The sequence below is a fragment of the Plantibacter sp. T3 genome (assembly GCF_902506515.1).
Taxonomy (GTDB): Bacteria; Actinomycetota; Actinomycetes; order Actinomycetales; family Microbacteriaceae; genus Plantibacter; species Plantibacter auratus.
Genome location: NZ_LR733286.1, coordinates 58,415 through 75,450, shown reverse-complemented (window position 1 = coordinate 75,450; position 17,036 = coordinate 58,415). Strand labels below are relative to the sequence as shown.

General features: G+C 71.5%; 17 protein-coding genes and 1 riboswitch. Of the genes, 9 read left to right on the top strand and 8 right to left on the bottom strand.

From position 1 onward, the window contains the following. Positions 1–268 precede the first annotated feature (268 nt). Positions 269–1,033 carry a GNAT family N-acetyltransferase gene (locus GV015_RS00395; RefSeq protein WP_159875795.1) on the bottom strand — a complete coding sequence of 255 codons (765 nt, stop codon included), beginning with the start codon at positions 1,031–1,033 and terminating at the stop codon, positions 269–271. A gap of 110 nt (positions 1,034–1,143) precedes the next feature. Between GV015_RS00395 and GV015_RS00390 the strand changes: the two genes are divergently transcribed. Next, positions 1,144–1,935, top strand: a complete 792-nt coding sequence (locus GV015_RS00390; RefSeq protein ID WP_064295688.1) for a response regulator transcription factor — start codon at positions 1,144–1,146, stop codon at positions 1,933–1,935. Next, positions 1,932–3,563 carry a cell wall metabolism sensor histidine kinase WalK gene (locus GV015_RS00385; RefSeq protein WP_159875793.1) on the top strand — a complete coding sequence of 544 codons (1,632 nt, stop codon included), beginning with the start codon at positions 1,932–1,934 and terminating at the stop codon, positions 3,561–3,563. Before GV015_RS00390 ends, GV015_RS00385 begins: the two co-directional genes overlap by 4 nt. Positions 3,564–3,772: 209 nt before the next feature. Here GV015_RS00385 and GV015_RS00380 read toward each other — a convergent pair whose 3' ends face one another. The 3 genes from GV015_RS00380 to GV015_RS00370 form a co-directional block, all read right to left on the bottom strand. Further along, positions 3,773–4,411: a GntR family transcriptional regulator gene (locus tag GV015_RS00380; protein WP_159875791.1), complete on the bottom strand. Its 639-nt coding sequence runs from the start codon at positions 4,409–4,411 to the stop codon at positions 3,773–3,775. Next, a complete protein-coding gene (locus GV015_RS00375; protein ID WP_159875789.1) occupies positions 4,408–5,382 on the bottom strand; it encodes a DMT family transporter in 975 nt (324 codons plus the stop codon). The genes GV015_RS00380 and GV015_RS00375 overlap by 4 nt, the downstream gene beginning before the upstream one ends. 115 nt (positions 5,383–5,497) lie before the next feature. Then, positions 5,498–5,947, bottom strand: coding sequence for a hypothetical protein (locus GV015_RS00370; protein ID WP_086474833.1), 450 nt, complete (start codon positions 5,945–5,947; stop codon positions 5,498–5,500). A 240-nt stretch (positions 5,948–6,187) separates the two neighbouring features. Here GV015_RS00370 and GV015_RS00365 point away from each other — a divergent pair, with 240 nt between their 5' ends. The 3 genes from GV015_RS00365 to GV015_RS00355 all read left to right on the top strand — a co-directional run bounded on the left by GV015_RS00365 (position 6,188) and on the right by GV015_RS00355 (position 10,337). Next, the gene (locus GV015_RS00365) at positions 6,188–8,191 is read left to right on the top strand and encodes a carboxypeptidase regulatory-like domain-containing protein (RefSeq protein WP_159875787.1); all 2,004 of its coding nucleotides are present in this window, start codon (positions 6,188–6,190) and stop codon (positions 8,189–8,191) included. Positions 8,192–8,295: 104 nt separating this feature from the next. Beyond that, positions 8,296–9,573, top strand: a complete 1,278-nt coding sequence (locus GV015_RS00360) for a CDP-alcohol phosphatidyltransferase family protein (RefSeq protein ID WP_159875785.1) — start codon at positions 8,296–8,298, stop codon at positions 9,571–9,573. An 80-nt stretch (positions 9,574–9,653) separates the two neighbouring features. Continuing rightward, positions 9,654–10,337, top strand: coding sequence for an HAD family phosphatase (locus tag GV015_RS00355; protein WP_079706612.1), 684 nt, complete (start codon positions 9,654–9,656; stop codon positions 10,335–10,337). Positions 10,338–10,347: 10 nt separating this feature from the next. Here GV015_RS00355 and GV015_RS00350 read toward each other — a convergent pair whose 3' ends face one another. Then, positions 10,348–10,857, bottom strand: coding sequence for a DUF1622 domain-containing protein (locus GV015_RS00350; protein ID WP_159875783.1), 510 nt, complete (start codon positions 10,855–10,857; stop codon positions 10,348–10,350). Positions 10,858–10,917: 60 nt separating this feature from the next. Then, positions 10,918–11,018, top strand: a riboswitch (TPP riboswitch). Between GV015_RS00350 and thiM the strand changes: the two genes are divergently transcribed. The 4 genes from thiM to GV015_RS00330 all read left to right on the top strand — a co-directional run bounded on the left by thiM (position 11,010) and on the right by GV015_RS00330 (position 14,477). After that, positions 11,010–11,861, top strand: a complete 852-nt coding sequence (thiM, locus tag GV015_RS00345; RefSeq protein ID WP_124767424.1) for a hydroxyethylthiazole kinase — start codon at positions 11,010–11,012, stop codon at positions 11,859–11,861. It overlaps the preceding riboswitch by 9 nt. Continuing rightward, positions 11,858–12,568, top strand: coding sequence for a thiamine phosphate synthase (thiE, locus tag GV015_RS00340; RefSeq protein ID WP_236555262.1), 711 nt, complete (start codon positions 11,858–11,860; stop codon positions 12,566–12,568). The genes thiM and thiE overlap by 4 nt, the downstream gene beginning before the upstream one ends. Further along, a complete protein-coding gene (locus GV015_RS00335) occupies positions 12,565–14,133 on the top strand; it encodes a bifunctional hydroxymethylpyrimidine kinase/phosphomethylpyrimidine kinase (RefSeq protein WP_159875781.1) in 1,569 nt (522 codons plus the stop codon). Before thiE ends, GV015_RS00335 begins: the two co-directional genes overlap by 4 nt. Before the next feature lie 47 nt (positions 14,134–14,180). Next, entirely contained in the window at positions 14,181–14,477 is a 297-nt protein-coding gene (locus GV015_RS00330) for a pyrimidine/purine nucleoside phosphorylase (protein WP_159875779.1), read from the top strand. Between the two features lie 120 nt (positions 14,478–14,597). On the opposite strand, the gene GV015_RS00325 is transcribed toward GV015_RS00330, so the two are convergent. The 3 genes from GV015_RS00325 to GV015_RS00315 all read right to left on the bottom strand — a co-directional run bounded on the left by GV015_RS00325 (position 14,598) and on the right by GV015_RS00315 (position 16,902). Beyond that, complete coding sequence (locus GV015_RS00325; protein WP_159875777.1) at positions 14,598–14,999, bottom strand: hypothetical protein; 402 nt, start codon at positions 14,997–14,999, stop codon at positions 14,598–14,600. Between the two features lie 51 nt (positions 15,000–15,050). Then, a complete protein-coding gene (locus GV015_RS00320) occupies positions 15,051–15,755 on the bottom strand; it encodes an ABC transporter ATP-binding protein (RefSeq protein WP_159875775.1) in 705 nt (234 codons plus the stop codon). A 61-nt stretch (positions 15,756–15,816) separates the two neighbouring features. Continuing rightward, entirely contained in the window at positions 15,817–16,902 is a 1,086-nt protein-coding gene (locus GV015_RS00315; RefSeq protein ID WP_159875773.1) for an FtsX-like permease family protein, read from the bottom strand. Positions 16,903–17,036 lie beyond the last annotated feature (134 nt).

The following is a 17,036-nucleotide window of genomic DNA, read 5'->3' as shown; positions in this document are numbered from 1 at the left end:
GAGTCCGTCGATCCGGCGCAAGCCGGCACATCGCGATAATCCTATAGGATATTGGAACCGACCGAAACCCTGGACTGCGCACAACTCAGGACGCCACGGGCGGGTCGGCGCCCTCGGGCGGCAGCCGGAGGCGACGCGCCGGGGGTACCTGAGTTGTGGACGTGTGACACGAGCGACGCACGTCGCCGGCGTCCCGACGGCTGAACCTGCCGAGGCTGGAGTGGGGGAGACTCAGCCCCGGCAGGTTCGGCGATCGGGACGCCGGCGATCAGGGGCGCGTGACGGTGGACCCCGTGTGCGTGGCTTCGACGCGTTCTGCACGACGCGCGGCGAGGAGCGAGGGCGTGATCGCGAAGGTGATGCTCGACGACCGGCGCGGCGCGGTCGCCCGCAGGAAGCCGAGCCGCTCGGCGAGGGCGATGGACCTGGTGTTCTCCGGCTCGATGACGGCTGTGACGGTCTTCGCCCCGAGCTCGCGGAAGGCCAGGTCGATCATCGCCTCGGAGGCCTCGCTCGCGAGACCGCGTCCGCCGACGGCGGGGTCGAGGACCCATCCGATCTCGACCGAGCGCTCGGCGGGGTGGACCTCCCGGAGATGCAGGGAGACATCGCCGACGAGCCGCCCGTCGTGCTCCACGGCCAGGGCGAGGAAGTCGCCCGACTGCCAGAGGCGGTGGTGCCCGACGCGGTGCCGCAGGTGCTCACGGGACGCCTCGCGGTCGCGGACCGGCCACGGCAGGTGCTCGACGACCGCCGGTGTGGACTGGATGCGGTACCAGGCCTCGGCGTCCTCCAACCGGTGGCGACGCAGGACGAGACGGTCGGTGCTGATCGGGTGCGCGTCGACGGGAGCCTCGATCCGCGGCCCGCGGAGGAATCGAGGACGTGAGACACCTGCCGGGAACAGGGGACGCAGAGCACGGACGGCGGCGGCGAGGCCGCTCCGGATCCGGTCCGCAGGCTCGGCCGTCGCTCCGGCCGTCCGACGACGGCGGGGGGCGAACGACGTGCCCAGGGGCTCTGCTCGGGTCATGCCCTCCACGGTAGGCACCGCGCCCATGGGCTCGGCCTGAAAAGATATGAGGCCTCTATGAATCGCCCGTCGCTCCCGCGCCTCGCAGCTCGACGACGGATAATCGACCCATGCCCTCCGACCTGCCAACGCAGATCGTCGACTCGGGGCGCCGCCGGGCGGTCCTCGCCAAGCTACCGCGGATGTACCGGGCCGACGGTTCACCCATCCGCGTCCTCCTCGTCGACGACGAAGCGGTCCTGACCGACCTCGTGAGCCTGGCCCTCGGCTATGAGGGGTGGGTCGTCGACGTCGCCACCAATGGTCGCGAGGCCGTCCAGCGCTACCGCACGGAACGTCCGGACGTCGTGGTCCTCGACATCATGCTGCCCGACATGGACGGGCTGAGCGTCCTGCGCCAGCTCCGCAGCTTCTCGCAGGGGGAGCCGGAATCGGGCACCCCGACCCTGTTCCTCACCGCTCGCGACTCGGTGGACGACCGCATCATGGGACTCACCGCCGGCGGCGACGACTACATGACGAAGCCGTTCTCGCTGGAGGAGCTCGTGGCCCGTCTCCGCGGTCTCCTCCGCCGCACCGCGCACGTCGTGTCCGACGACGACTCCCGCATCACGATCGGCGGGCTCTTCCTCGACGAGCGCAGCTACGAGGTCAGCCGTGACGGCGAGCCGGTGGCGCTCACCACGACCGAGTTCGAACTGCTGCGCTACTTCATGCGCAATCCGAAGCGCGTGCTGAGTCGTGCCCAGATCCTCGACCGCGTGTGGAACTACGACTTCGCCGGCAAGGCCAGCATCGTCGACCTCTACGTCTCCTACCTCCGCAAGAAGATCGACGCCGACCGTGCGCCGATGATCCACACCGTCCGCGGTGTCGGATACGTGCTGCGGCCGGTCGAATGAGCACCGCATCGGTTCCGACTGCGGGCGTGCCGACGCCTCGGGCGGACCGGCGGCACCCGTGGACGCTCCAGCGACGGCTGGTGACGGGCATCGCTGCGGTCATCGCAGCGGTCCTCGCGGTGTCGGGCATCCTGACGATCGTCACGGTCGAAGGGTCGGTCACCGCCGTCGTCGACACCCAGCTCACCGGATCGATGGAGGCCTTCGAGCACTCCGTGGTGAAGTTCCACGATCAGCAGGCCGGTGGGGGAGCCGTGGTCGACCCCGATGCCACGCGCGGCGAGCCCGGCTACGTCAAGCCGTTCGTGGACTACGTCGGCCATGGTCCCGGCACGCTCATCGCGCTCGTCGCGGACGGTGGGGTCGTCGACTCCGCGCGCTTCACCCAGTCCAACGCGACAGCGCTCGACGTGCGGACGAAGGCGCTCATCGAGGAGGCCGTCGCGGCCGACAGCTCCGAGCGACAGAACATCGAGTTGGGGTCGCTCGGCGGATACCGACTCGAGTTCCTCGACCACGGCGACGGCGAGACCCTCGTGGCCGGCGTCTCGCTCGCCACTCCGCGAGCAGCCGTCCAGCAGGAGGCGATCGTCATCGCGATCCTCGCCGTGCTCGCGCTCGCGGTCACCATCATCGGGGCGATCATCGTGGTCCGCCTCGGGCTCCGACCGTTGTCCCGCGTGGCCGCCGCCGCCGAGGAGGTGTCCACGCTGCAACTCGAGCGTGGCGACACCGGGATCGACGTGCGGGTCGATCAGGCCGACACCGATCCCCGGACGGAGATCGGCAAGGTCGGCGAGGCGCTCAACGGCCTCATCGACCACGTCGACCGCGCACTCGCCGTCCGTGCCGCGACCGACAAGCGCATGCGTCGGTTCGTCACCGATGCGAGCCACGAACTCCGGACGCCGCTCGCCGCGATCCAGGGCTACGCCGAGCTCACCCGCCAGGACAGCGAGAGCCTCCCGCCCATGACGGAGCATGCGCTCGCCCGCATCGAGTCGGAAGCGACCCGGATGAGCTCGCTCGTCAGTGAGTTGCTCCTGTTGGCGCGTCTCGACGAGGGCCAGGACCTGCACCTCGACGACGTCGACCTGAGCGACCTCGTCGCCGCCGCCGTGAGCGACGCGGCCGTCTCGGCACCGGCGCACCACTGGTCGGTCGACGTGCCGGAGCGCGCGATCATCGTGCGCGGCGACCGCGAGCGCCTCCACCAGCTCGTCGTGAACCTGCTGTCGAACGCCGCCGTGCATACCCCTGCCGGCACCTCCGTGGTCACCCGCATCAGCGCACCGAAGAGTCCCGGCGAGCCGCAGCGCGCCGCGCTGACGATCGCCGACGACGGACCCGGCATCGACGAGGCCTTCCTTCCCGAGCTCTTCGACCGCTTCGCCCGGGCCGACTCGTCGCGCTCGCGTGCCGCCGGCAGCACGGGTCTCGGGCTGGCGATCGCGCTGTCCATCGCCGAGGGCCACGAAGGCTCGATCGAGGTCGCCTCGTCGTCCGCCGGCACCACGTTCACCGTGACGCTGCCGTGGTCGGGCCCGTCCGAGGAGCACCCCGCGGTCCGGCCGGCGGCCGACGCCACCGGGACGCGACCGGAGGCGGTCACCTCGTCGCGAGGCTGACGGCCCGTCCTGTCGTCGAGCCGCACCCGGTGACCGAGCCGCACCGGGTCACCGCGTGCCGCCCGGTCACCGAGCGCCACCCGGTCACCGAGCTTGTCGAGGTGCCCTTCGACAGGCTCAGGGACCGGACGGGGTGGCTCAGGGACCGGAGCCGACGGGGCGACCCAGGGACCTGTCGAGGTGCCCTTCGTCAGGCTCAGGGGCCGAGCTCAGGGGGCCGACCGGCGGAGCGCGATGAGCTGCTCTGCCGAGTGCGCGAGGTGCGCGCGGAGCTCCGTCTCGCCGTGGTCGCCGCTGAGTGCGTCGACGAGTCGGTCGTGCTGGTCGATGAGTTCCTCGGGCGGGAGAACGCTTCGGAGCTGCACCATGAACAGGCCGAGCTCGGCGAGCAGTCCAGCGTGCGCCTCGCTGAGTCGAGGGCTCCGGGCCGCGGCGACGATCGCGTGGTGCAGCTCGGCGTGCGCGACCTCGATGGCGCGGTGATCGCCGGGTCGGTCGAGGCAGATGCGTCGGAGACTGTCGTTCGCCGCGATGATCGAGGTCGGTGGGCGCGACGACGGCTCCGCACGCGTTCGCAGCAGCCGGACCGCCTCGGCCTCGATCGCCGTCCGGTACTCCATGAGCGCGAGGATGTCGGCGTCGCTGAACGACCGTACCCGTGCACCGCGGTAGGCCTCGAACGTGACGAGGCGCTCCGCCGCGAGCGCCTGGAGCGCCGCTCGGACGGTGTGCCGGTTGACGCCGAACCGGGCGGTGAGGGCGGTCTCCCGCAACGGCTCGTCCGCGCTGAGCCGTCCGCCGAGGATGTCCTCCCGCAGCGCGTCCGCGACGGCGTCGACCGCGGTCATCGGGCGACCTCGCGACGGTCGATGCGCTTCGGTACGACGAGGATCGCGAGTCCGGTCACGAGCAGCGCGGCACCGACGACGGTGGACGGCCCGAAGGACTCGCCGAGGAGCAGGATGCCCAGGAGCGTCGCCGTCAACGGCTCGAAGAGCGTGAGCGTCGCGACCCGGGACGCGGGCAGCCCGCCGAGCGCGTAGCCGAACAGCAGGTACCCCGCCACCGTGTTCACGAGCGTGAGCCACGCGACCGCGAGGGCGCCGGGCATGGTGAGGATCCAGGCGGTCTCGGTGGTGAGGAGGATCGGCACCGAGACGAGCGCCGCTCCGCCGAAGAGCGCCGCCATGGCGCCGAGCGGTGTCCACCCGTGCTCGATGAGTGCCTTGCTGCAGAGCGTGTACAGGGCGTAGGAGGCTCCGGCTCCGACGGACGCGAGCAGCCCGTCCACGGAGACGGTCCCGATCCCGCCGCCCGTCACTCCGGACAGGACGGCGACACCGGCTGCGGCGACGATCGTGGCCAGGAACCAGCGGGCGCTCGGGCGTTGGCGATGGATCGCCCATTCGAGGAGGCCGGTGATGGCGGGTGCGGAGCCGAGCGCGGTGAGGGTCCCGATCGCGACACCGTTGCGCTCCACGCCGAGGAAGAAGAACGGCTGGTACGCGGTGACGCCGATCGTGCCGACGACGACGGCGACGACCAGCGCGGGCCTCCCGAGTTCCGCTACTCGAGTCAGTGGCGGCCGCGTGCCCCCGGAGCGGCGGGCAAACGCCGCCCACACGAGGACGAGGAGCGCTCCGCCGAAGACGATGCGTGCGGCGCCGAACGCGACCGAGCCCACCTCGATCGGTAGGAGCGCGTGAGCCGTGCCCGTCGTCCCGAAGCACACGGCGGCGAGGATCGCGGCGGCGACGGGCAGGCGCCCGGCGGCGGTGTTGTCGGCGGTCGACGGGGTCTCCGTCGGCGAACGAGTCATGGGGACAGCCTGCCGCAAGATTGTGTAACAATCAACGGCTGACCGTGATGTCCGGGACACACGCCACGACGCCCGCCCGCTCGAGGAGCGGACGGGCGTCGGGTGGGAGATCGGGTCAGCCGGCGTAGCCGCTGCTGATCACCGACACTCCGAGCAGCAGGGCTGCACCGGCGGCGACGATCAGGGCGAGCGCCAGCATGGTGCCGGAGATGATGACGGCGGTGAGGGCGAAGCCCTTCGACTTCGGCTTGCGGGCGAGCGCGATGATGCCGAGCACGAGCGAGGCGATCGGCAGGAGCACGAACGACGGGGCGACGACCGCGGCGATCGACAGGGCGAACGCGATGATCGACAGCGTCTGGGTCGAGCTCTCGCGGTCGGCGGTCGTCGCAGCAGGCACGGGGGCAAGGGGCACGGGGGTCGTCGGCTGAGTCGGCGCGACCTCCTGCACGGGCGTGGCCTGGGTGAGCGGTTCGGGGCCGAACGCTTCGGTCGGGGCGTCTGCCAGGGTCACGTCCTCGGCGGGCGAGATCGTGGTGGACTCGGTGGTGGCTGAGGCGGACATGAGCTGGTTCCTTCCTCCGCGGTGTGCGGAGCTGATCGGTTGATGGTTCCAGCCTCCTCGGATCGCCGCCGGGGCGCGTCGCCCGCGCGCCCGATCTCCTATCCACCTGCGGGACGATCCACTGCGCCTCGCGCATGGGTCTGAGGTGCCGGAGCCCCGCCATACCACGCTGCGCGGTGACCCTCGCAAACCGGACAGCGGGGTTCCGGAGACGTCCGGCGTCCGTTTATCCTGACGCCCATGACCCGCCGCATCGGAGCCGCTGTGCTCGCCCTGCTCGGAGCCTCCGCGCTCGCCCTCACCGCAGCCGTCCCGGCAGCTTCCGCCGCGACCACCTCGAGTTGGGCGACGTGGTCCGAGCTCTCCGGCGGATCGGGGTCGTACCAGGGCACGATGACCCTTGCTGGGCAACCCGAGCTCACCGCGGCGTTGACGAGCGACTCGGTCGGCGGAGGCAGCATCGGCGTCATCCCCGGCACCACGACTTGGCTGGCCGCGTCCACCCCCGTCGGTGCGAAGTACGGCAGCAGCCGCGGTCAGGCCTACCTGAACCTCCGGCCGAAGGCGAACAACGCGGCGTCGCCCTCGACCACGACCTACTCCTTCGCGACGCCGACACCGCCGTCCGGCTGGACGTTCGTCCTCGGCGACATCGACGCCGACCAGGTCACCGTGACGGCGATCGGCCCCGACGGTTCCGCGCTCACCCCTGACGAGCTCGGGTTCAACGGTGGCTTCAACTACTGCGCTCCCGGTCTGGCCGGCAAGCCGTCCTGCACCGGTTCCGCCACGGACGTCCCCACCTGGGACCCGGCGACGCAGGTGCTCCGCGGCAACGCCGCCGCCGCGGACACCGCCGGCGCGGCGGGTTGGTTCGAACCCTCCGCCCCGATCTCCAGCCTCACGTTCACCTTCCAGCAGCGCCTCGGCGCGCCCGTCTACCAGGCATGGTTCGCGTCGATCGCGCGCGACGTGACCGGCACCGTGACCGACCAGACCACCGGCCCGCTGGACGGTGTCGGCGTCCGCCTCATCGACCGCGACGGTCGGGTGGTGGCTTCGACCACGACCGCCGGTGGCGGCGCCTACACCTTCGCCGGCTACTTCGCGACCGACGGCTACACCGTGCAACTCGTCCCGCCGGCCGGCAAGATCGCCGACGGTCCCGCACGAGCCGCCGCGGACCTCACGGACGCCGACGCCGTCGCGGACTTCACCGTCCGGGACATCGTGCCCGTCGCCGTGTCCGGCACCGCGCTCGACACGGACGGTATGCCGATCGTCGGAGCCACGGTCACGATCGACGGCGCGGGCAGCGTCACCACCGACACCGACGGGAACTACCTCTTCGACACCGTGCCGGTTGGCGAGCACACGGTCGTCATCACGCCGCCCGCGGGTTACGCGGTGCAGAGCCCGCCGAACGTCTTCACGGTCCCGGTCGGGAGCGAGACACCCATCACCGAGCAGGACTTCGTGCTCGTCGCGAATCCCAGTCTCGGCGGGGTGATCACGTCCGGTGGAGTCGGTGTGGCCGGTGTCACCGTGAGCGTCGACGGTCCGAACGGGGTCGAGAGCGCCGTCACGGCCGCCGACGGTTCTTACCGCTTCCCGCTCCTGCCCGCTGGCTCCTACGAGGTCTCGGTCGTCGCCCCGGAGGGGTACGTCGTCTCCGGAGCCGCAACCCGGGCGGAGGAGCTCGCCGGCGCCGATCTGGACGCGGTCGACTTCGAGCTCGCTCGGCTCGGCACCGTCATCGGCGACGTCCGGACGGACACCGACGCCCCCGTGCCCGCAGCGACGGTCACGGTGACGACGCCGGGCGGCCCGGTCGCCCTGACCACGACGGCCGAGGGCTCCTACGGGCTCGCCGACCTGGCGCCGGGCAGCTACGAGGTCACGCTGACCGTCCCGGCCGGGTATTCGGTGCCCGCGGGTGGTGCCACGACGGCCACCGTCGTGGTCGGTACGGACGGCGCGGTCCAGACGGTGCCCACCTTCGTGCTCGTCGCCGATGAGGTCGCTCCGGTGCCGCCCGTCCCAACGGCGACGCCGAGCGACCCCGCCGTTCCGAGCAACCCCGCCGTTCCCAGCAACGCGGGTCGTCTGCCCTCGACCGGCGCGGACGCGATGCCGTGGATCGTCGCTGCCGGAGCGCTCTTCGTGCTCGGCGCCGCAGGTGTCGTCACCGCGGCCGTCCTGCGTCGTCGACGCGCGAATCGGGACGAGCTGTCCGGCGAATGACCGTTTGAACGACCCCTCGGGGATGGGAGGGCGCGGCTCGTCCGTAGACTTGGGCGAGCCGCGCCCCACCCAGGAGTGCGGATCGCACTGCTGAACGGGGATCCGTGGACATCATCGGGTGGGTGAACGACGCCGCGACGGCGCTGCCCGATCCGCTGATCTGGCTCCTCGGGCTCCTGTTCACGACCGCCGAATCCGGCCTGTGGCTCGGCCTCGTCGTCCCCGGTGAACCGGTGGTGCTCCTCCTCGCGGCCATGCTCGACTCCGCCCCCGGTGCCCTCGTGCTGTTCCTCGCGGTCGCCCTCGGCGGGTCGCTCGGGGACCAGCTCGGCTACCTCGTCGGTCGTCGTTCCGGCGGTCGCCTCCGTGACTCGGCCATCGTCCGGCGTCTCGGCGTCCACGGCTGGGACCGCGCGGTCGAGGCGCTCGAGCGGCGCGGGGCCCAGGCCGTCTTCCTCACGAGGCTCGTCCCCGTGCTCCGGTGCCTGACACCGACCGCCGCCGGGGTCGCCCGCGTGCCCTACCGGTCGTTCCTCGCGGCGTCGCTGCTGGGCTCCCTCCTCTGGTCCGCCGTCTACGTCGGGGTCGGCTCCCTCGTCCGCGCCACACTCGACACGGTCCGCCAGTACCTCGGTGCCACCGGCTGGGTGCTGCTGTTCGCGCTCGTCGTGGTGGTCACGGTGGTCGCGATCGCCCGATTCCGCCGCGGTGCCGCGATCCCCGGCGACGAGGCGATGATCCCGGTGACCCTGCACGAGAAGACGCCGCTCGCGCGCCTCCGGACGCAGCTGTTCTCCGACGACGACTGGAAGAACCTCCCGAACGCGATCACGGCGGGGCGCATCGTCCTGCTCCCGGTGTTCGCCGCCCTCGTGATCACCGGCTCCTACTGGGCTGCGCTCGTCGTCGGTGCGGTGGTGTTCCTGAGCGACGTCGCCGACGGGCAGATCGCGCGCCGCATGGGCACGGTCTCCGCGCTCGGCACCTGGCTCGACGGGGTCGCCGACCGTCTGACCGTGGTCGTGGTCGCCGCGTCGTTCGCCATCGCGCAGATCATCCCGTGGCAGGTGTTCGTGGTCATGATCGTCCCCGACCTCCTGCTCGCGTTCGTCGCCGTCGTCGCATTCCGCGGGACGCCCGAGGTGCCGGTGAGCATCGCCGGCAAGATCCGGACGGTGTTCCTCTTCGTCGGCTTCTTCGCGCTGCTCATCGGCCTCGCGCTCGGCGGCGGGGATCCGGCGTCGGCGCTCTACCGGGTCTTCGGCGGGGTCGGCTTCGTGGCGATCCTCCTGGGACTCCTCGGCCACTTCGTCGCGGCGACCCAGTATGCGCGACGCATGGTCGTCACCTGGCAGCGACAGGGCGTCCGCGCGGCCCGCTGACCATGACGCCGACCGCCGTCGGAGGTCGCCGCCGGAGGGCACACGGCCACAGCGCAGGCGGTGTCGTTTAGGCTCGGAGCATGCCAGTCGACTATCCGGACCTCGTCATCTTCGACTGCGACGGCACGCTCGTCGACACGGAACGCATCTCCGTCCGGGTGAACCTCCAGCTGCTCAACGAGGTCGGCGGCGACTACACCGAGGCCGAGGTGCGGGAGCTCTTCGTCGGCGCCTCGCTCGAGACCTACGCGACGCTCGTCGAGCAGCGTCTCGGGAAGCCGCTCGAGGCCGACTGGATCCAGCGCTGGAGCGACATGTTCCGCGGCATCTGCGAGCGCGAGCTCGAGGCGGTCGACGGGGTCGTCGACGCCCTCGACGGCATCGCTGCGACCGGGGTGCCGCTGTGCGTGGCCTCGAACGGGATGCTGCACGACGTCGTCCGCAACCTCGGGCAGGTGGGCATCCACGACCGCTTCGATGGGCGCATCTTCAGCGCGACCGACGTCGCCGTCGGCAAGCCCGCACCCGACCTCTTCCTTCATGCCGCCGCCGACTTCGACACGGCCCCCGAGCGGTGCGCGGTCATCGAGGACAGCGTCGTCGGCGTCCTCGCTGCCCGCGCGGCCGGCATGACGGTCTACGCCTACGCCGGCGGCATGACGCCCGCCGAGCGCCTCATCGGCGACGGCACCCACGTCTTCGACGACATGCGCTTGCTGCCCGACCTCATCCGCGACACCTGGGCGACCTCCGCGGCGCGCTAGCCGCGCCGCACTAGCTGCGACTGCGGAGCTCGGGGAAGCCGTCCTCATCGTCAGGGACGGCCTGCGCCGCGACCGTCGGCGCCGCTGCCGGATCGGCTGACATCGACACGTCCTGCTCCTCGGCGCGACGCCGCGTGCGTTCGCCACCGCGCTTGACGGCACGGTCGAACAGCTGGGGGCCGGTCGTCGCCAGGCGCCTCCAGGGGAGGGTGCCCTCGATCTCGATCTGCAGGGAGAAGCTCAGCAGGGTGCGGATGACGACGATGATCGCCAGGACGAGTGCGTCGGTCAGCGAGGGCGTCGACGTGACCGTCTTCACGAGGTCGGCGGCCACGAGGATCTCCAGCCCGAGCAGGATGACCGAGCCGATCGTCTCCCGGAGCATCCGGAAAGCCCGTGCGCCGTCGCGCGTGCTCCACCACAGGCGGGCCGAGAGGGTGACGGCGATCACGAAGCCCACGACCATCGCCCCGACACCGGCGACCTCGAAGACGATGGTGACCAGCTCGAAGAAGTCCATCCCTCCATCATCCTCGCCCGCCCGCTGGACGGGAAGCCGGGCCGACCCGCTAGGGTGGTCGCGAGTGACACGGGGTGCCGATCCCACGACGATCGGCTGAGAACACACCCGTCGAACCTGATCTCGTTAGTCCGAGCGAAGGGATGTCGCGAATGAGCATTCGCACACCGCAGCAGTCTGCCCACCCGTCCACCGACGAGCCGTCCGTCGGCGAGTTCGCGAGCGCCTCCGGGGACCTCCTCGACCGCCTGCGCGAGTGCACGCCGCTCGTCCAATCGATCACGAACGCCGTGGTGACGAACTTCACCGCGAACGTCCTACTCGCCATCGGCGCCGCCCCGGCGATGACCGACATCCCCACCGAGGCCGGACCGTTCGCCCGCATCGCCTCCGGGGTGCTCCTCAATCTCGGGACGCCGCAGGCGGAGCAGCGCGAAGCCATGGTCGAGGCCGCCACCGCCGCGAACGACGCCGGCACCCCGTGGGTGCTCGACCCCGTCGCCGTCGGCTTCCTGCCGGTGCGGACGGCGCTCGCCGCCGAACTCCTCGCCCTCCGGCCGACGATCGTCCGCGGCAACGCCAGCGAGATCATCGCGCTCGCCGGACTGGGCGCCGGCGGTCGCGGGGTCGACAGCACCGACTCGGTCGACAGTGCGATCGAGGCGGCCACCGCGATCGCCCGCACCTCGGGTGCCGTCGTCGCGATCTCCGGGCCGACGGACGTCATCACCGACGGTGAGCGCATCGTCCGCTGCTCGAACGGACATGCCTGGCTCACCCTCGTGACGGGCGGTGGCTGTGCCCTCGGTGCCGTACTCGCCGCCTTCGCGTCACTCGACGACGACCGGCTGCTGACGACGGTCGCGGCGACCACCGCGTACACGGTCGCCGCGCAGCTGGCGGCTGCGGAGAGCCGTGGCCCCGGCTCCTTCGCTCCCGCCTTCCTCGACCACCTCCACCTCCTCGATGCCGACACCGTCCGCAGCCTGGCGGTGATCGCGTGAGCGCCTCGACCACCGCGGACCGGGTCCTCGCGGCCCGTTCGCACGCCGAGCTCGTGCGCCGCGGCATCGCGACCTACCTCGTCACGGACGCCTCGGCCAGCGGCGATCGCGGTGTCCTCGACGTCGTGCGCCGAGCCGTCGACGGCGGGGTGACCGCGGTCCAGCTGCGGGAGAAGACCGCGTCGGCGCGAGAGCTGTTCGAGCTGACCGTTCGTGCTGCAGAGGTCGTCGCCGGGCGGGCGCTGCTGCTCGTCGACGATCGGGTGGACGTGTTCCTCGCCGCCCGTTCCGCCGGTGCAGTCGTCCACGGTGTCCACGTGGGTCAGAGCGATCTCCCGGTCGACGCCGTGCGTCGCATCGTGGGACAGGCCGCCGTCGTGGGGCTGACGGCGAACACCCCGGCGCACCTCGATGCGGTCGCAGCGCTGCCTCCCGGGACCGCCGACTACCTGGGCGTCGGCGTCATCCGCCCGACGACGACGAAGCCGGACCACCCGGAGCCGCTCGGCGTGAAGGGGTTCGCCGCGATCGCCGCCGCGACCCCACTCCCGTGCGTCGCGATCGGTGGGGTGTCACTGGAGGACACGGTCGAGCTCCACGCTGCCGGTGCCGCTGGTCTCGCCGTCGTCTCCGCCATCTGCGCCGCCGACGATCCGGCGGCCGCCGCCCGGGCGTTCCGCAGCGCCTGGATCGAGGTCTCGGCATGAGCGCCGTGGAACAGACGACGGCGCCGGAGTCGTCGAGCTCGGACCGGGTGCGCGGTCGACGACCTGTCACGGTCCGGGACACACCCCGGGTGCTGAGCATCGCCGGGACCGACCCGACCGGTGGTGCCGGGATCCAGGCCGACCTCAAGAGCATCGCCGCGAACGGCGGATACGGCATGGCGGTCGTCACCGCGCTCGTCGCCCAGAACACCCGGGGCGTCCGGTCCGTGCACACCCCGCCCGTCGGGTTCCTCCGCGAGCAGTTGGACGCGGTCGCGGACGACGTCGTGATCGACGCGGTCAAGATCGGGATGCTGGGCGACGTCGCGATCATCGACACCGTGTCGACCTGGCTGCAGGAGACGGTGACCGGACCCGTCGTCCTCGACCCGGTGATGGTGGCGACGAGCGGCGACCGCCTCCTCCACCGCGACGCTGAGGCGGCCATGCGCGCGCTCCTCCCGCACGTCGACCTCGTCACCCCGAACCTCCCCGAGCTCGCCGTCCTCGCGGACGAGCCGGTGGCGACGAGCTGGGCCGACGCACTCGCCCAGGCGGAACGGGTCTCGGTGCAAGCGGGCGTGATCGTGCTCGTGAAGGGCGGGCACCTGACGGGGACGACCGCGTGCCCGGATGCGCTCGTCGACGCCACCGGCGGTCTGGGTGGCGGCCGATCACTCGTCGAGTTCGACGGTCTTCGAGTCGACACACGGAACACCCACGGAACCGGATGCTCCCTGTCGAGCGCGATGGCCACCCTCGTCGCCCAGTCGGGGACCTGGACCGAGGCACTGGGCGAGGCGAAGTCCTGGCTCACGTCGAGCCTCCGGCACGCGGACGCGCTCGCGGTCGGCTCGGGCAACGGCCCGATCAGCCACTTCGCCGAGCTCTGGGCGTCGGCCGGGATGACCTCGGGCCGCCAGGACGGCGCCGACATCCTCACGGGCTGGTGGGAGGACATCGCCGAGCTGCGGGACCGGATCGACCACCTGCCGTTCGTGACGACGCTCGCGGACGGCACCCTCGATCCAGCCCGGTTCGCCTGGTACCTGCAGCAGGACGCGATCTACCTGCGGGCCTATTCGCGGGTCCTTGCGCGAGCGAGTGCACTGGCGCCGACGGCCGAGGAACAGGTGTTCTGGGCGACCGGCGCGGCGGGCTCCATCGAGGCCGAGATGGAGCTGCATCGCACCTGGCTCAGCACGTATGCCGTCGGCGGTATGGATGTGGAGCCGTCGGCGACGACCACGGCCTACCTCGACCACCTGCACGCGGCGACCGTCGACGGCGACTACGGTCGGGTGGTCGCCGCCGTGTTGCCCTGCTACTGGATCTATCAGGATCTCGGCGAGCGGCTCGTCGGCGCATCGCACGCGGAGCATCCGTTCGCGGCGTGGCTCGACACGTACGCCGACCCCGCATTCGCGACGGCGAACGCCCGGGCGATCGAGATCGTCGCCGGGGCGGCAGCTCGTGCGGACGAGGCCGGCCGGGAGACGATGCGACGGGCGTTCCTGGCCTCGGCCGCGCACGAGGAGGCGTTCTTCGCCGAGCCGATACGATGAAGGCCGGATCCGCCGCCGCGGTCCCGGACCACGACGAGAGGCCCCTGATGCTGACGAGCAATGAGTACTTCGACGGCAACGTGAAGTCGATCGGCTTCACCACGAACGAGCCCGGTGCGGAGTCGGCCAGCGTCGGAGTGATGGAGCCGGGGGAGTACACCTTCACCACCGGCAAGGCCGAGGAGATGTCAGTGATCTCCGGCAAGCTCCGCGTGCTGCTGCCGAACACGAGTGCTTGGCAGGACTTCGGGCCCGATGCGCAGTTCAGCGTCCCTGGGCGCAGCAGCTTCCAGGTCGAGGTCGAGGTCACCACCGCGTACCTCTGCCGCTACCTCAACATCTGAGCGCCCTTCGACAGGCTCAGGGACCGGGGTGGGTGCGCCCTTCGACAGGCTCAGGGACTGGGGTGGGTGCGCCCTTCGACAGGCTCAGGGACCGGTTCGGTTCGTCCGAGCGTCCCCGGCTCAGGACCGGTCGACGACCTCGAGCGTGAGGACGACGGTCGAATCGTCGGAGCTGTTCGTCAGCGTCACCGTCGTGCTCCCGACCTCGAGCGGCTGCAGACCGGGGTTGAACGACGCGCCGCCGCGGGATCCGCCCGGCACGTACTCCGCGATCGACGGATCCTCGACCTTCGCGGACCAGACGGTCGGATCGACGGCGACGAGGTCCACCACGTTGTCGAGGCCGACGGTGATGGTGCGGCCGTCCTGATCGACGAGCTGCACGATGACGGGTGCGATCACACCGGCCTCGCTCGCGGAGCTCTGACCGGAGGGCGAATCCGCGCCACCGGTGCAGGCACTCGTGCCGAGCACGGCGCCGACGATCGCGATCACGGTCAACCCACGGGTCGCACGGCGCATGGCGGTCCTCTCTCGACGTGACCTCACCCTACCGCCGGGCGACGGTGGACCTCAGGACCGCAGGGCCAGCGCGTCGGCGGCAGCGCTGAGCCGGCCGTCCTCCATGACGAGCACCTGGTCCATGCGGTCGAGGTGGCTCCGATCGTGGGTGACCAGCAGCGTCGCGGCGCCCGAGGTCGCGGTGAGTTCGAGGATGAGCTCGATGATCGTGGATCCCCGCTCGTGGTCGAGCGCACTGGTCGGTTCATCCACGACGAGGGCGTCGGGCTCGTTCATGAGGGCGCGCGCGATGTTGACCCGCTGCCGCTGACCACCGGAGAGCTGGTGCGGCCGCTTGCCCGCCTGGTCGGCGAGCCCGACGGCGGCGAGCAGCATCGCGGCCCGCTCGCGGGTGAGCGTCCGGTCGGCCCGCGACGCGCGGCCACCGAGTGTCCCGAGGACGCACAGCTGCTCGAGGGCCGTGAGCGACGGCAGCAGGTTGGCCTGCTGGAACACGATGCCGAGCCTCGTGCGGCGGAAGTCGGTGGCCGCCCGGCGGTCGAGGGAGGTGACGTCGACCCCGGCCACCTCCACGAGGCCGCTGTCGGGCCGGATGAGGCCGGCCGCGACGGCGAGCACACTCGACTTCCCGGAGCCCGAGGGCCCGGTGAGCGCGGTGACGGTCCCGGCCGGGACGGTGAGGGTCGCGTGGTCGACGGCGGTGACGCGGTGGTCGCCGTCGGGGAAGGTGAGGGTGACGTCGGTGAGCGAGATCATGCGGTGACTCCGATGGTGACGAGGGTGGGTGCGAGGAAGGATGCGGGGAGGGCGTGCGCGGTCACCGGTTGCCGCCGAGCGCGGTCAGCGGGTCGGCCGAGAGGATCGACCGTAGGGCGAACGCCGCGCCGATCAGGCCGAGGGCGATCATGATCACCCCGGGCACGAGCGTCGTCAGTGGGCTGAGGACGAACGGCAGCGCCGTGCCAGCCGCGGAACCGAGTGCGGCGGTGATACCGATGCCGAGTCCGACGCCGAGGACGAGGAGGACGAGCGCCTGGCCGAGCGCATCGAGCGACAGCCGACGGGTCGTCGCGCCCAGCGCTTTGAGGATCGCCACGTCGCCCGCGCGCTGCATTGTCCACACCGTGAAGAAGGCTCCGATGACGAGCGCGGAGATCCCGAACAGCATGGCGACCATGAGGAGGAGCGATCCGATCTCGGAGCGGAACGAGCCGATCGCGAGCAGGGACGACAGGACGTCCTTTGACACCGTGCCGGTGGCCTGCTCCGCTCCCGCCACCGCATGGGCGCTCGGGTTCCCGGTGATGGCGAGCGCGGTCACCCCGTCGCCGGGGGACCCTTGCGCGGCCTGTAGCGACCGCCACTCCGACAGGCTCGTCCAGACGACCGGCGTGTGGCTGTACCACTGGTCGTCGACGACCGATCCGACCTCGAGTTCGCTGCCACCGATCGAGACGGTGTCGCCTCGGGAGACGTGGAGGGCCATCGCGGCGGCCCGACTCAGGCGGGCGGTCCCGTCGGCCGGCACCTCGGCAGCGCGACCCGCGACGGCGTCACCGCTGATCCCGAACAGCGCCACGGAGGTGCGCGCATCGTCCGTGGTCATCCGCGTCTGGCTGATGCCGAGCTCCTGGACACCGTCCACCCCGGGGACCGCAGCCCACGTGGTGGCCGCGTCCGCGTCGATCGCGGAGTCCGCGAACGTCGCCTGCTCGCCGTCGGACGGGGCCGCGAGGACGATGCTCGACGCACCCAGCCCGGTGATCGCCGAGATGTTCTGGTTCGCCAGCCCTGCGGTGAGGCCGCTGAGGAATCCGACGAGCAGGGTGATGAGGGCGACGACCGCCCCGATCAGCACGAAGCGACCGGTGGCGAAGCGCATGTCGCGCCAGGCGACGAACATGGGACTCCTTGTCCGCCGCCCGACGGCGTCTCCGTGGTGCGGCAGGATTCCAGCCTCGCCGCGTCGCCGACGCCGGGCATCGTCGGACGGGACGGTCCTCCGGCGCGGTCAGGTGGAGGCGACGTTCCACCTTT

Excerpts from the sequence above, each read along its gene's own strand:
- GV015_RS00395 (WP_159875795.1), bottom strand. The coding sequence starts at position 1,033 with ATGACCCGAGCAGAGCCCCTGGGCACGTCGTTCGCCCCCCGCCGTCGT.
- GV015_RS00390 (WP_064295688.1), top strand. The coding sequence starts at position 1,144 with ATGCCCTCCGACCTGCCAACGCAGATCGTCGACTCGGGGCGCCGCCGG.
- GV015_RS00385 (WP_159875793.1), top strand. The coding sequence starts at position 1,932 with ATGAGCACCGCATCGGTTCCGACTGCGGGCGTGCCGACGCCTCGGGCG.
- GV015_RS00380 (WP_159875791.1), bottom strand. The coding sequence starts at position 4,411 with ATGACCGCGGTCGACGCCGTCGCGGACGCGCTGCGGGAGGACATCCTC.
- GV015_RS00375 (WP_159875789.1), bottom strand. The coding sequence starts at position 5,382 with ATGACTCGTTCGCCGACGGAGACCCCGTCGACCGCCGACAACACCGCC.
- GV015_RS00370 (WP_086474833.1), bottom strand. The coding sequence starts at position 5,947 with ATGTCCGCCTCAGCCACCACCGAGTCCACCACGATCTCGCCCGCCGAG.
- GV015_RS00365 (WP_159875787.1), top strand. The coding sequence starts at position 6,188 with ATGACCCGCCGCATCGGAGCCGCTGTGCTCGCCCTGCTCGGAGCCTCC.
- GV015_RS00355 (WP_079706612.1), top strand. The coding sequence starts at position 9,654 with ATGCCAGTCGACTATCCGGACCTCGTCATCTTCGACTGCGACGGCACG.
- GV015_RS00350 (WP_159875783.1), bottom strand. The coding sequence starts at position 10,857 with ATGGACTTCTTCGAGCTGGTCACCATCGTCTTCGAGGTCGCCGGTGTC.
- thiM (WP_124767424.1), top strand. The coding sequence starts at position 11,010 with ATGAGCATTCGCACACCGCAGCAGTCTGCCCACCCGTCCACCGACGAG.
- GV015_RS00335 (WP_159875781.1), top strand. The coding sequence starts at position 12,565 with ATGAGCGCCGTGGAACAGACGACGGCGCCGGAGTCGTCGAGCTCGGAC.
- GV015_RS00330 (WP_159875779.1), top strand. The coding sequence starts at position 14,181 with ATGCTGACGAGCAATGAGTACTTCGACGGCAACGTGAAGTCGATCGGC.
- GV015_RS00325 (WP_159875777.1), bottom strand. The coding sequence starts at position 14,999 with ATGCGCCGTGCGACCCGTGGGTTGACCGTGATCGCGATCGTCGGCGCC.
- GV015_RS00320 (WP_159875775.1), bottom strand. The coding sequence starts at position 15,755 with ATGATCTCGCTCACCGACGTCACCCTCACCTTCCCCGACGGCGACCAC.
- GV015_RS00315 (WP_159875773.1), bottom strand. The coding sequence starts at position 16,902 with ATGTTCGTCGCCTGGCGCGACATGCGCTTCGCCACCGGTCGCTTCGTG.